Annotated in this window: 13 protein-coding genes and 1 tRNA gene; 8 read left to right on the top strand and 6 right to left on the bottom strand. The window is 72.9% G+C overall.

Annotated features, from left to right (window positions below):
- The first annotated feature begins 91 nt into the window (after window positions 1-91).
- From AB0J12_RS34125 to AB0J12_RS34115, 3 genes are read left to right on the top strand one after another with little or no spacing between them, the layout of a single operon-like run.
- Window positions 92-1,261 (top strand): HpcH/HpaI aldolase/citrate lyase family protein, encoded by a 1,170-nt coding sequence (locus AB0J12_RS34125; RefSeq protein WP_363268522.1) that lies wholly within the window; start codon window positions 92-94, stop codon window positions 1,259-1,261.
- 11 nt (window positions 1,262-1,272) lie between these two features.
- The gene (locus tag AB0J12_RS34120; protein ID WP_363268521.1) at window positions 1,273-3,753 is read left to right on the top strand and encodes a phosphoribosyltransferase; all 2,481 of its coding nucleotides are present in this window, start codon (window positions 1,273-1,275) and stop codon (window positions 3,751-3,753) included.
- Window positions 3,750-4,568: an HAD family hydrolase gene (locus AB0J12_RS34115; protein WP_363268520.1), complete on the top strand. Its 819-nt coding sequence runs from the start codon at window positions 3,750-3,752 to the stop codon at window positions 4,566-4,568. The genes AB0J12_RS34120 and AB0J12_RS34115 overlap by 4 nt, the downstream gene beginning before the upstream one ends.
- 7 nt (window positions 4,569-4,575) lie before the next feature.
- Here the strand turns inward: AB0J12_RS34115 and AB0J12_RS34110 are convergent, their stop codons facing one another.
- Both AB0J12_RS34110 and AB0J12_RS34105 read right to left on the bottom strand, forming a co-directional pair.
- Window positions 4,576-4,797: a zinc ribbon domain-containing protein gene (locus AB0J12_RS34110; RefSeq protein ID WP_363268518.1), complete on the bottom strand. Its 222-nt coding sequence runs from the start codon at window positions 4,795-4,797 to the stop codon at window positions 4,576-4,578.
- Window positions 4,798-4,806: 9 nt separating this feature from the next.
- Window positions 4,807-6,183, bottom strand: a complete 1,377-nt coding sequence (locus AB0J12_RS34105; RefSeq protein ID WP_363268517.1) for a hypothetical protein — start codon at window positions 6,181-6,183, stop codon at window positions 4,807-4,809.
- A 276-nt stretch (window positions 6,184-6,459) separates the two neighbouring features.
- Between AB0J12_RS34105 and AB0J12_RS34100 the strand changes: the two genes are divergently transcribed.
- The 4 genes from AB0J12_RS34100 (at window position 6,460) to AB0J12_RS34085 (ending at window position 9,641) form a co-directional block, all read left to right on the top strand.
- The gene (locus AB0J12_RS34100; RefSeq protein ID WP_363268516.1) at window positions 6,460-8,217 is read left to right on the top strand and encodes an IS200/IS605 family accessory protein TnpB-related protein; all 1,758 of its coding nucleotides are present in this window, start codon (window positions 6,460-6,462) and stop codon (window positions 8,215-8,217) included.
- A tRNA-Val gene (locus tag AB0J12_RS34095) sits at window positions 8,208-8,279 on the top strand. Before AB0J12_RS34100 ends, AB0J12_RS34095 begins: the two co-directional genes overlap by 10 nt.
- 199 nt (window positions 8,280-8,478) lie before the next feature.
- The gene (locus AB0J12_RS34090) at window positions 8,479-8,883 is read left to right on the top strand and encodes a DUF6153 family protein (protein WP_363268515.1); all 405 of its coding nucleotides are present in this window, start codon (window positions 8,479-8,481) and stop codon (window positions 8,881-8,883) included.
- Between the two features lie 89 nt (window positions 8,884-8,972).
- The gene (locus AB0J12_RS34085) at window positions 8,973-9,641 is read left to right on the top strand and encodes a DUF305 domain-containing protein (protein WP_363268514.1); all 669 of its coding nucleotides are present in this window, start codon (window positions 8,973-8,975) and stop codon (window positions 9,639-9,641) included.
- Here AB0J12_RS34085 and AB0J12_RS34080 read toward each other — a convergent pair.
- The gene (locus AB0J12_RS34080) at window positions 9,638-9,997 is read right to left on the bottom strand and encodes a hypothetical protein (protein ID WP_363268513.1); all 360 of its coding nucleotides are present in this window, start codon (window positions 9,995-9,997) and stop codon (window positions 9,638-9,640) included. The two genes, AB0J12_RS34085 and AB0J12_RS34080, sit on opposite strands and share 4 nt — an antisense overlap.
- A gap of 107 nt (window positions 9,998-10,104) precedes the next feature.
- Window positions 10,105-11,016 (bottom strand): 2-dehydropantoate 2-reductase, encoded by a 912-nt coding sequence (locus tag AB0J12_RS34075; protein WP_363268512.1) that lies wholly within the window; start codon window positions 11,014-11,016, stop codon window positions 10,105-10,107.
- Window positions 11,017-11,118: 102 nt separating this feature from the next.
- On the opposite strand from AB0J12_RS34075, the gene AB0J12_RS34070 reads away from it, so the two are divergent.
- A complete protein-coding gene (locus AB0J12_RS34070; RefSeq protein WP_363268511.1) occupies window positions 11,119-11,349 on the top strand; it encodes a DUF2277 domain-containing protein in 231 nt (76 codons plus the stop codon).
- A gap of 15 nt (window positions 11,350-11,364) precedes the next feature.
- On the opposite strand, the gene AB0J12_RS34065 is transcribed toward AB0J12_RS34070, so the two are convergent.
- Together AB0J12_RS34065 and AB0J12_RS34060 are read right to left on the bottom strand one after the other, a co-directional pair.
- Entirely contained in the window at window positions 11,365-11,997 is a 633-nt protein-coding gene (locus AB0J12_RS34065; RefSeq protein WP_363268510.1) for a VTT domain-containing protein, read from the bottom strand.
- Window positions 11,998-12,216: 219 nt separating this feature from the next.
- Complete coding sequence (locus AB0J12_RS34060; protein WP_363268509.1) at window positions 12,217-12,672, bottom strand: DoxX family protein; 456 nt, start codon at window positions 12,670-12,672, stop codon at window positions 12,217-12,219.
- Between the last annotated feature and the right edge of the window lie 172 nt (window positions 12,673-12,844).

Raw genomic sequence — 12,844 nt, 5'->3', positions numbered from 1 at the left:
GCGGGAACCCAGGACATGGGTCCGTACGTACTATTACCGGCCACCTTTTACCGCAACCACAGGCCAGAACCTTGCGCCCCGGGGGAGATACATGCGTCATTTCGGGCACATCGCCCCTGAGGTGCGGCAGCGCCTCTTCCATCGCCAGCCCCGCGAGTTCACCGCCGACTCCCCGGCCCGGCTGCTGTCCGCCGCCCTCGGCGCCACCCTGTACAGCCCGGCGACCCGCCCCCACCTGGCCGACGACATCGTCAAGCAGGCCGCACGCGGAGTCGTGTCCATGGTGCTGTGCCTGGAGGACTCCATCGGCGACGAGGACGTCGCGCACGGCGAGGACAACCTCGTCCGCCAGTTCGCCGACCTCGCCGACCTCCCGGACGGCGACCGGCCCCTGCTGTTCATCCGGGTCCGCACCCCCCGCCAGATCCCCGACCTGGTGCGCCGCCTCGGCGCGACCGTCCGCCTGCTGTCCGGATTCGTGCTGCCCAAGTTCACCGAGGAACGCGGCATCCCCTTCCTCGAGGCCCTCACCCTCGCCGAGGCCGACTGCGGGCGCCGCCTGTTCGCCATGCCGGTCCTGGAATCCCCCGAGCTGCTCTACCGCGAGTCCCGCGTGGAGACCCTCGAAGGCATCTTCCGCGCCGTCGACAAGTACCGCGACCGGGTCCTCGCCCTGCGCCTCGGCGTCACCGACTTCTGCTCCTCCTACGGCCTGCGCCGCGCCCCCGACATGACCGCCTACGACGTCCAGATCGTCGCCTCCGTCATCTCCGACGTCGTGAACATGCTCGCCCGCGCCGACGGCACCGGCTTCACCGTCACCGGCCCCGTCTGGGAGTACTTCCGCGTCTCCGAGCGCATGTTCAAGCCGATGCTGCGCACCAGCCCCTTCCTGGAGGGGCAGGCCGTCGAACTGCGCGAGACACTGATCGAGCACGCCATGGACGGACTGCTGCGGGAGATCTCCCTCGACCAGGCCAACGGCCTGCTCGGCAAAACCTGCATCCACCCCTCCCACGTGCTGCCCGTGCACGCGCTGTCCGTCGTCAGCCACGAGGAGTACAGCGACGCCCAGGACATCCTGAAGCCCGAACGCGGCGGCGGGGGCGTCCTGAGATCGGCCTACACCAACAAGATGAACGAAGTGAAGCCGCACCGCGCCTGGGCCGAACGCACCCTGCTGCGCGCCGAGGTCTTCGGCGTCGCGGACGAGGGCGTCAGCTTCGTGGAACTGCTCGCCGCCGGCATACCCGGCCGATGACACAGGGACGGATGAAGAACGCAGTGAACAACGGGGTCTGGTCCGGCACCTGGGTCGCCGAGCGGCTCGGCATCGAACTCGTCGGCGACGGGCTCACCGAGCTGCTGGGACTCGCGCTGCGCCGCAACCCCAAGCGCGCGCACCTGCTCGTGTCCCACGTGCTCGGCAAGCACGTCCCGCAGTCACCATCGGTCGTCTACGGCTCCGGCCTGGCGCTCGGCCGCAGGGTCCGGGAACTGCTCGGAGCCGACGAGGCGGGCCGCGCCGTCGTCCTCGGCTACGCGGAAACCGCGACCGGACTCGGCCACTCCGTCGCCGACGGCCTCGGCACCGCGCCCTGCCTGCACTCCACCCGCCGCCCCGTGCCCGGCGTCGCCCGGGCCGGCGGCTTCGAGGAGTCCCACTCCCACGCCACCACCCACCTGCTGCTGCCCGAGAACCCGGCCCTGCTGGCGGGGCCGGGCCCACTGGTCCTGGTCGACGACGAGTTCTCCACGGGCAACACGGTCCTCAACACGATCCGCGACCTCCACGCACGCTATCCGCGGCGACGGTACGTGGTCGTCACCCTGGTCGACATGCGCTCACCGCAGGACACGGCCCGCCTGGAGGACTTCGCCCGGGAGATCGGCGCCCGCGTGGACCTGGTGGCAGCGGCCAAGGGGACCGTCCGGCTGCCGGAGGACGTGCTCGACAGGGGACAGGAGCTTGTCACCCGGTATGAGCACGCCGACCCAGGGGCGCGGGGAACTGCGCGAGAAACCACCACGCACCCGCAGCCGCCCCACGACCGCACCACCCGAGTCGATCTGCGCTGGCCCCACGGCCTCCCCGACGGCGGCCGGCATGGCTTCACCCCCGCCCATCGCCGGCGGCTGGACGCCGCCCTGCCGGCCATGGCGGCCCGCCTGGCCGAAGCACTGCACCGTGATGTGCGCCGCGTCCTCGTCCTCGGCAACGAAGAGCTGATGTACACCCCGCTCAAGCTCGCCCGGGAACTGGAACACCTGCTGCCCTCGGCAGAGGTCCGCTTCTCCACCACCACCCGCTCACCCGTCCTCGCCGTCGACGACCCCGGCTACGCCATCCGCACCCGCCTGGTCTTCCCCGCCCACGACAACCCCGCCGACGGCCCCGGCGAGCGCTACGCCTACAACGTGGCCGGCGCCGGCTTCGACGCCGTCGTCGCCGTCGTCGACTCCGCCGGCGACACGGACGCGCTGCACGCCCCCGGCGGACTGCTCGACCGGCTCGCCGCGCACACGCCGCACGTGCTCCTCACCGTCGTACCGTCGTACGTCCCCGAGCCCGCGCCCGCCCCCGAAAGGCCCGCCATGCTGCCCGAGCCACTCCGTGGCCCCGCCTTCTCCTCCTACGCGCCCGAGGAGGTCGGCTGGCTGCTGCAGGACCTCTCGGACGTCACGCTGGAGGCGCCCACCGAGGAGCGCGAGGAGGCCATCCAGAGCGGCGGCGCCCACTACGCCGAGTCACTGCCGGTGGAGTACCAGCCCAGCGAGCAGTACCAGAACCTCTTCCACCAGGCCCTGGACGTCTCCGCGGCCCGCATCGCGCACGCCGTCGGCATGGTCACCGAAAGCGTCATCGCCGAACGCTCGCCCCGCCCCGTGCTGGTCTCCCTCGCCCGCGCCGGCACCCCCGTCGGCATCCTCATGCGCCGCTGGGCGCAGTACCGGCACGGCCTCGACCTGCCGCACTACGCCGTGTCCATCGTGCGCGGCCGCGGCATCGACGCCAACGCGCTGCGCTGGCTGGCCGCCCACCACGACCCCGCCGACATCGTCTTCGTCGACGGCTGGACCGGCAAGGGCGCCATCACCCGCGAACTCGCCCAGGCAATAGAGAAGTTCGAGACGCAGGAGGGGATCACCGGCTTCGATCCGGAGATCGCCGTCCTCGCCGACCCCGGCTCCTGCGTGCGCACCTACGGCACCCGCGAGGACTTCCTCATCCCCTCCGCCTGCCTCAACTCCACCGTCTCCGGCCTGATCTCCCGCACCGTACTGCGCGCCGACCTGGTCGGCCCGCACGACTTCCACGGCGCGAAGTTCTACCGCGAACTCGCCGGCGCCGACCTCTCGAACGCCTTCCTCGACGCCGTCGCCGCCCGCTACCCCGAGGTCGCCGACACCGTCGACACGGCCGTCAAGGAACTCCTCGCGAGCGACCGCACCCCCACCTGGGCGGGCTGGGCCGCCGTCGAGCGGATCAGCGAGGAGTACGGCATCCACGACGTCAACCTCGTCAAACCCGGCGTCGGCGAGACCACCCGGGTGCTGCTGCGCCGGGTGCCATGGAAGATCCTCGCCCGCGAAGGGGCCGGCGCCGACCTCGACCACGTCCGCCTGCTCGCCGAGCAGCGCGGCGTCCCCGTCGAGGAGGCCGGCGACCTCCCCTACACCTGCGTCGGGCTGATCCACCCCCGGTACACGCGCGGCGCGACCGGCGCCGACGGCAAGGCGGTGACCCTGTGACGCCGGTGCTGGTGGCGAGCGACCTCGACCGCACGCTGATCTACTCCTCGGCGGCCCTCGCCCTGACCATGCCCGACGCGCGGGCCCCCCGCCTGCTGTGCGTGGAGGTCCACGAGAGCAAGCCGCTGTCCTACCTGACGGAGACGGCGGCCCAGCTGCTGACCGACCTCGGCGACACGGCCGTCTTCGTCCCGACGACGACACGCACCCGCAAGCAGTACCTGCGCATCAACCTGCCCGGACCGTCCCCGGCATACGCGATCTGCGCCAACGGCGGCCATCTGCTGGTCGACGGGGTGACCGACGAGGACTGGCACGCGGGCGTACAGGCACGGCTCGCCGACGAGTGCGCGCCGCTCGCCGAGATCCAGGACCACCTGATGCGCACCGCCGACCCCGTCTGGGTCCGCAAGCACCGCACCGCCGAGGACCTCTTCGCCTACCTCGTCGTCGAGCGCGAACTGCTGCCCGAGGAATGGGTGAAGGAACTCGCCACCTGGGCGGAACCCCGCGGCTGGACGGTGTCCCTGCAAGGCCGCAAGATCTACGCCGTCCCCCAGCCGCTGACCAAGAGCGCGGCGGTACGCGAGGTCGCCCGCCGCACCGGCGCCGACCTCACCCTGGCCGCCGGCGACTCCCTCCTGGACGCCGACCTCCTGCTCGCCGCCGACCGGGGCTGGCGCCCCGGCCACGGCGAACTGGCCGACGAGGGCTGGACGGCCCCGCACATCACGGCACTGCCGGAGCGCGGGGTGCTGGCAGGGGAGAGGATCGTACGGGAGTTCCTGAAGGCAACCAGGAGCGCAACCCCCTAGACGCCTCCTACCCGCAGCAACCCCCACCACAACAACCGCCGCCCCCGCCCCCCGCACGAGGGGCGGGCGCCGGCGCGGAGGCCGCACCGCCCACAGCCACCGTCGACAGCAACTTCACCGTGTCGCCATGCCCGGCAGGGCACTGCGCCGGCGCGGACGACTCCGCCATAGGCCGGCTCAGCTCGAAAGTGTCACCACAGGTACGGCACCGATACTCATAGCGAGGCATGGCAGAAGACTAACCGGCACCGTGGCCGCGGTCCTCGCGGATCTGCGCCACCACCCGGGCCACCGACTGCCGCACCGCTTCCGTCTCGGTCAGGAAGTGCCAGTAGTCGGGATGGCGCCCGCCCTCCAGACCGGCGACCGCCCGGTCCAGCCGCGCCACCGCGTCGTCCAGCGGCCGGGCGTGCCGCGGATCCGGCGTCGTACGGCCCGTCATCGCCAGCCGCTGCGCGTCCCGGATCGCGAACCGGGTGCGCTCGACCTCCTGCCGCGGATCCTTCTGCACGGTGTTCAGCCGCCGCAGCCGGTCACCGGCGGCCGACACGGCCTCGTCGGTGGCGTTCAGCAGCGCCCGCACCGTCGACAGCAGCGCCGTCGCGTCGGCCCACCGCTGCCCGTCCCGCGCGCCCTGCGCCTGGCGCAGCTTCAGCTCCGCCTGACGCACGTTCTCGGCGGCCTGCTCCGGCACCGGCTGCAGGTCCTGCCAGCAGGCCACCGTGAACCGCCGCCGCAACTCGCTCAGCACCGGCTCGACCTGCCCGGCCCGGGTGGTCAGCGCCTGCGCGCGGGTCCGCAGCGACACCAGCCGGTGGTCGATCTCGGCCGCCCGCTCCGGCAGCCGCCCGGCCTCCGCCCGGACCGCCTCCGCCTCCCGCGCCACCCGCTCGGCCCGCTCCAGCGTCGGCGCCACCCCGTGCTGCCCCGCCCCCTGATTCAGCCTCGTCAGCTCCGGGGACAGCGAGGCCAGCCGCGCCGCGAGATCATCGGCCTTCAGCCCCGACTGCCGTACGGCGTCCAGCGCGCCCGTCGCCGCCAGCAGCGCCTGCCGGGCCCGCTCCACGGCCGGCGCGACCCGAGCCAGCTGCGTCTCGGCCTTGCCGAGCAGCGGCCCGAGCCCCTCGCCGAACCGTTCCAGCTCCCGCTTGACCCGCTCCAGCTCGTCCTTGGCCCCGCTCAGCTCGGTGCGCGCCCGCGCGGCGGCCGACGCCTCCAGGTCGTCGCGGTCCAGTTCATGGGCGTCCACGGCCGCGATGTACTGCTGCGAGACCTCGTCGATGCGCCGCCCCAGCGCCTCGAAATCGGCGACCGCGCGCCGGGCGGCCGGGGAGTCGTCCACGGCCGCGATCGTCTCGACGGAGATCCGCAGGTCCCGCTGGGCGGTGTCCAGCTCGTAGAAAGCCGCGGCGGCGGCGTCCTTCGCGGCCTGCGCCTCGGCCCGCTGGCTCTCCGCCCGCCCGCCGAACCACCGCCGCGTGCCGCCGCCGGCGAAGGCCGCGGGCAGCGCCAGCACCGCGACCAGCGGCAGCCCCACCAAAGTGAGCGTGTCCCGCAGGGTGCGCGCGTACGACACCGACGGCGACGAGTACGGCTGCGCTGGTGTCGCCGTCACATCCCTCTCCCGTGCTGCGTTCGGCCCTGACCGCTGTCATTCTCCCACCGGTTGAAGACGAACACACGGGCCGGTCAGTTCGCCGTGCCACCGGTGTTTTTCCCGTCACCGCTCAGCGTCACCCTCCGCCCGAACACGACCCACCCACCGAAGCCGCCCCGCGGCAGGGACGGGGGCGAGACCGTGTACGGGGCGGAGGACAGCTGCCCTGCGGAGGCCGACGGGGACACGAGTTGCCGTGTCGAACGGGTGACCTTCCCGGGTGATGGTCGTTGAATGCTACGAAAGGATCTTGAGTGTCGACAGGGGCGGCGGGTGGGTGGATCGCGACAGGTGGCCGCGCCGTTCGTGGTGCCCGGACCCGTGGGCGTGTCGACCAGGACTCGGCTGCGGCTGTCACCGGTGGACGAGGCGGTGCTGACCGAGGTCGGTGTCTTCCTCGGCTCGCTCGCGTCGCGGGATCTCGCCGTGCGGTCCCGGCAGGGGACGTCTCACGACGCAAACTCCTGGGCGGCGCGCAAGCGGGCGCTGACCGCGGCCTCGTCGGCGCGGTGGGCCGGCAGCATCACCAAGGCGACCCACGATCAGTGGGCGTTGGCCCGGCGTGGCCAGGCAGCCGAGAAGGCATGGCTGCGCGCGGAGACGGCACGGATCGAGGCGAGGCTGAGCCGCCCCTTGGGAGCCAAGGCCGACAAGCGGGCGGGGCTCCCGCGCGGCTACGCCACCCAGTCGGAGTGGCACGCCAAGTCCCGTCGGCTGCACGTCTTGCAGGACCGGTCGGCCGCCGTGGAGTCCGACTGGGCGGCGGGTCGGGTGCATGTGGTGCGCGGCGGCAAGAAGCTGGCAGGCCTGCGCCACCGTCTGAACGACGCCGGACTCGATGGGCAGACGTGGCGGGAGCGATGGTGTGCCGCCCGGATGTTTCTGGCCGCCGACGGGGAGTCCGGGAAGCGCAACGGCAACGAGACCATCCGTGTCACCGATACCGGACAGCTCTCGATCAGACTGCCTGCGGCGCTGGTGCACCTCGCCAACGCCCCGCACGGCCGGTACGTACTCGAAGTCACCGTGGCCTTCAGTCACCGCTGCGAGGAGTGGCGGGACCGTATCGCCGCGGACCGAGCGGTCGGTTACCGCATCCATCGCGACGCCTTGCGCGGCCGCTGGTACGTGACCGCCTCCTGGCAGCGCGGGGCCACTCCGGTGCTGCCGCTTCGCGCGGCCCTGGCCCGAGGCGTGCTCGCGGTCGACATGAATGACGACCATCTCGCCGCCTGGCGGCTCGATGTGCACGGCAACCCGGTCGGCGGGCCCCGACGATACTTCTACGACCTCTCGGGCACCGCCTCGCATCGGGACGCCCAGCTCCGCCATGCGCTGACCCGGTTGCTGCACTACGCGCGGCGCTGCGGAGTCGGCGCGGTGGCGCTCGAGGACCTGGACTTCAGCGACGGGACAAGCCGCGAGCGGCAGGGCCGGAGCAAGAGCTTCCGTCGGATTGTCTCCCGCTTCCCCACGGCCCGGCTCCGGAACCGGCTCGTGTCGATGGCCGCTGAGCGCGGCTCGGCGATCGTCGCGGTCGACCCGGCATACACCTCTCGGTGGGGTGCGCGGTACTGGCAGCAACCACTGTCCACGCCCCGACGTGAGACCACTCGCCACGACGCGGCCGCCGTGGCGATCGGACGGCGTGCCCTCGGGTACGCGATCCGGCGGCGGACGGCACCGCCCCCACGCGACCGGAGAGATCGTGCGGGGCATCGGACCGTCCAGACCGGACGCGAGCCCCGGGGGCACGAGGGACCCCGCCCCCGCCTTCCCGGACCACGGGCACGGCCCGTGCCGCCTGGAGACGGTGCGAATGCGGGCGACCAGCGTGCTCACCACCACTCGGAGCACGCGGTCGAGCCTGCGCCCTGTCGGCAGGACGCAGATCCGCTCGATCTTCAGAAAACGGCTACTTCCGCCTCCGGTATCGGTTTGCGGGACACAGCCCGGGACAATGTAGGCTGTCGGCTTGTCCCGGGTGCGTAGCTCAGTGGTAGAGCGCCTGCCTTACAAGCAGGATGTCGGCGGTTCGAAACCGTCCGCGCCCACTGATCGTCGGCCCCTCGGAGGATTCTCCGAGGGGCCGTTGTCGTGTCCCGGGCGGAGCGTCACGCCGTTGCGCTTGTCGGCGCCGGTCACTCCTGCGCCTGGGTCTTCTCCTTCTTCGCCGGAGATCCCGCCGCCGGTGCGGTGACGCTCCGGGGCCCTTCGTCGTGTCGTCGGGGCGGGCTGCCTACGATGTGGGGCGTGAGTCGGTTCGAGGTGGGGCTTTCCGTGGTGCCGCGGGTGCGGTGGTGGCGGGTGGTTGCCGTGCTCGGACTGCTGGCCGGGTTGCTGGGGATGCACGCGCTCGCTCCCGGTGGGGTCGTGCCGGAGCGGCATGGGCACATGAGCGCCCCGGCCGTCGCCGGCGTGGTCGCCGGGGACGGGTGTGCGGGGAGTGACGGGCACTGTGGCGGAGGGCATGTGCACCATGCCGACGTCACCTGTGCCTCCGCTGCGGTGAGCGGCGGCCCCGAGCTGCCCGCGCCGGTCGCCGCCCCGGGCCCCGTCGTCGTACTGCCCGGGACCGGGTGTGCGTATGTCGGTGCCGCGCCCGACGGGGCCCGTGCGCCGCCCTCTCTGGCCGAACTCCAACTCCTGCGGATCTAGACACCGCCCGTACCGCGCCGCCGTTTCCTTCCGCGGCGTGGTGCGTCCGCGTGTCGGCAGATCCACCTTCTACCTGCAGGAGTTCATCCATGAGCAACACCACCCGTACCCTCGCGCGCCGCGCCGGTCTCGTCGCCGCGGCCGTGAGTGCCGCGCTGCTTCTCGCCGCCTGTGGGGGCGGCAGCGGTGACGGCGGGCACGAGGGGCACGCCGCCCCGTCGGCCTCCGCCTCCGCCTCCGGGGGCGTGAGCGCCGGGGCGCACAACGCGAAGGACGTGGCCTTCGCGCAGGGCATGATCCCGCACCACCGGCAGGCGCTGGAGATGGCGCGGCTCGCCGCCGAGCGGGGGTCGTCGGCGCAGGTCAAGGACCTCGCGGCGCGTATCGAGAAGGCGCAGGACCCGGAGATCCGGACCATGAGCGGCTGGCTGCGGGCCTGGGGCGAGGACGTGCCCCAGGACGGCGGCGGCTCGGACATGCCCGGTATGGAGCACCACGCGTCGCACTCCGGCGCGTCCGGCATGGCGGAGATGCCCGGGATGATGGGCGAGCAGGACATGGCCGAGCTGCAGAAGGCCTCGGGCAAGGACTTCGACCGGCTGTTCCTGACCATGATGGTCGAGCATCACAAGGGTGCCCTGGAGATGGCGAAGGCCGAACAGGCCAAGGGCGCCTACGGGCCCGCGAAGAAGACGGCCGGTGACATCGTGACCGGCCAGAGTGCCGAGATCGCGGAGATGAACGGGCTGCTCAGCTAGACCTCGGTCCGGGCCTCGCCCTCGCCGGGTGGAGTCTCGTGCGCGTGCTTGAGCCGCGAACGGGCCTCCACCCGGCTCTCGGGCGCTATTTCGGACCAGAAGCGGTGCGTGGTGACGAACACCGCCAGCTCGTGTTCGCGGCGCCGGAGCTTTTCCACCTCGGCCTGCTCGTCGGCGGTCCAGCCGGGGGAGGCGGGGCGTTCCAGCTTGCGCCAGCCGTTGTCGTCGCTGAAGCCGTCCAGTGGCTCGACCGACCAGGGGAGCCGCTTGAGCAGGGCCGACAGTTCGGCCCGGACCTGATGCAGCTCCTCCTGGCCGGCGAGGAGGTCACTGGGGAATTCATAGGTCGTAGCCACGGCACAATGCTACGCCTGTTCGAATTGAGGCAGCGAGCTGCTTCCGTGGCTTCACTCGAATGAGTGCACGAGGCGTCGGTACGTGCGTTCGCCTCCCGCCGCCGTGCTCAGTGCCCCGCTTCCCGCAGTTCCCGCACCAACCGCGCCGCCACCGGGACCGGCACACCGTGCCGCCGTGCCGCACGCAGCAAGGAGCCGCCGATCGCGTCGAGTTCGAGCGGGCGGCCCGCCTCGGCGTCACGCTGCATGGAGGACTTCGTGGCGGCCGGGAAGCTGTCGTAACGGGCGAGGGAGGCCACCGGGTCGCCGGGGCCGCCGCAGGCACGGCTGACCGCCGCCGATTCCTCGGCGAGGGCGGTGAGCTCGTCGCGGTGGCGGGTGCGCAGCTCGCCCATGGGCAGGCCGTGGCGGGTGGTCAGCAGGGCCATGGGAGCAAGGAAGGCCAGCTTCGCCCACAGAGTGGCGGCCTCGTCGGTCAGTACGCGCGCGGTGATCCCGGCGTCGGACAGCGCCCGGGCGAGCGCGGTCAGGCGGTCCTGCGGTACCGGGTCGCCGGTGAGGTCGACCTCGGCGAAGTCGGTGCCGTGTTCGATCACGCCGGGGGCGGTCCGGGTCGACTCGACGCGGATGACGGCCGGGGCGACGCGGTCGGGCCGGTAGCGCTCGCGCAGGTGCTCCGGGTGCTCGACGCCGTTGAGGAGCGGGACCAGCAGACCGTCGCCGAGGGCGGAGGGCGGGACACGGGTGAGGGCCGCGTCCAGCGCGGTGTGCTTGACGGCGACCAGGCAGGCGTCGACCGGCTCGCGCAGCTCGGTGTCCGCCTCCACCGGGACGGTGAAGTCGCCGAACCGGCCGCTGCGGACGCTGATACCGGTCGCGCGCAGCGTGCCGGCCGTGCTCTCGCCGGCCAGGCAGATCACGCGGTGGCCGGCCCGGGCCAGCAGCGCGGAGAGCAGGCCGCCGACGCCGCCGGGGCCGAGGACGGCCACGGTGAGTCCGTCGTGGGTCGGGAGGGTCATCGGGTGTGTCCTCTCGTCGGTCGGCCCCATGGGTGGTGGCCGCCTGGGAGGGAATCTTCGCAGCCGCTGCGGATCGGCCGTGGCAGGGGCCAGACTTGAGGCATGTGCCGGAGTATCAAGACCCTGCGCCCGCCCGTGCTCCCCGGTGAGGCCACCGAGGACGACATCCGGGCCGCCGCCCTGCAGTACGTGCGGAAGGTGTCCGGCTTCCGGGCGCCCGCCGCGCACAACCGGGAGGTGTTCGACCGTGCGGTGGAGGAGATCACCGCCGCAACGGCCCACCTCCTCGACGAGCTGGAGGTGCGGGGCGCCCCGGCGCGGCGGGCGGGGTAGCGGCCGGACGGAGGGCTACCGGCGCGCCGCCGTCCCCTGCACCGGCCGCCGGCGCATCACGTACAGGGCTGCCCCGCCCGCGCCGAAGAGGGCCGCCACCGACACCCCCGTGGCCAGCCAGGTGGCGCCGAGCCAGTAGGCGCCGTAGTAGCCGAGGGCTGCGCTGTAGCCGGCCCACGACAGGCCGGCCAGGGCGGACCAGGGGAGGAAGTCGCGAGCCCGGTGGTGGGCGGCGCCGGCGCCGAGGGAGACGACCGAGCGGCCGGCCGGGGCGAAGCGGGCGAGGACGACGAGGGGCCCGCCGCCCCGGGCGAGAGCGGCGCCGAGACGTTCCTGCGCGCGGCTCAGCCTGCGGGAGCGGGCGATCGCGCTGTCCAGGCGGGCCACCCCGCGCCAGGCCAGCCGGTAGGCGACGAGGTCGCCGAGGACGGAGGCCGTCGCCGCGGAGAGGATGAGGAAGAGCAGGTCGGGGACCTTGGCGGGGCTCGCCGCGCCCGCCGCTCCGGTGCCCGCGGCCGCCGCCGTGGCCGCCGTGATGACGAGGACGCCACTGGGCAGTATCGGCAGGAACACGTCCAGCAGCACCGATGTCGCGACGACCGCGTAGATCCATGGGCTGCCGGTCAGCAACCCGACACTCTCCAGCACTGCGACTCCCCGTGATCCCCCGTGGGCCGTACCGTGCCGCGCGAGCGCGGGGAGCGGCAGTAGACCGGCCGATGACAGCCATAGAGCGTACGCCCGAGGTGGGACAGGAGTTTCGGCGGGGGCTGGAGTGTCGGAAGGTGCGCCGCTCGCGGCGAGGGGCAAGCCGGCGCCGTAAGGCGGGCCGCGGCCGGACGCCGCGGTCCGCGTCACGGCGGACGGTCAGGCGGCCACCGGCGTCCGCTCCGGCGCCGGCCGCTGCGCGCTCTCGCCGCGCTGGGACAGCAGCCGGTCCACGCCGAACGCGCCGGAGCCGGTGAAGGCCAGCAGGAAGAACGCCCAGCAGAACATCACCGACGCCTCGCCGCCGTTCTGGATCGGCCACAGCCCCACCCCCTGGTGCACGTCGAAGTAGGCGTACGCCATCGACCCGGAGGCCACCAGCGCAGCGGCGCGCGTGCCCAGGCCCAGCAGGACCAGGCCACCGCAGACCAGCTGGATCACGGCCGCGTACCAGCCGGGCCAGGTACCGGCCGCGATCGTGCCGCCGTTGCCGCCGGCCGCGCCGCCCAGGACGCCGAAGAGCGAGGCGGCACCGTGGCAGGCGAAGAGCAGGCCGACGACGATGCGGAACAGTCCGAGCACGTACGGCTGGGCGCTGTCGAGGCGTGCGGTCATGTGGGGGCTCCTTCGGTGGTCGAGCGGAACGACCTCGGCGGACCGGTCGTGGGGGACGGCGGCACCGAGTGAGCCCACAGGTTAGGCAGACCTAACGAGTGCTTGCAAGTTCAACATTCATCCGGGATGGATCGATGCGGCCGCCGCCCCCGCGGGTCCCGGCGGGAGCGGC

The sequence above is a fragment of the Streptomyces sp. NPDC049915 genome, assembly GCF_040656475.1.
Lineage (GTDB): Bacteria > Actinomycetota > Actinomycetes > Streptomycetales > Streptomycetaceae > Streptomyces.
This window is presented reverse-complemented; position numbering and strand designations above follow the sequence as displayed.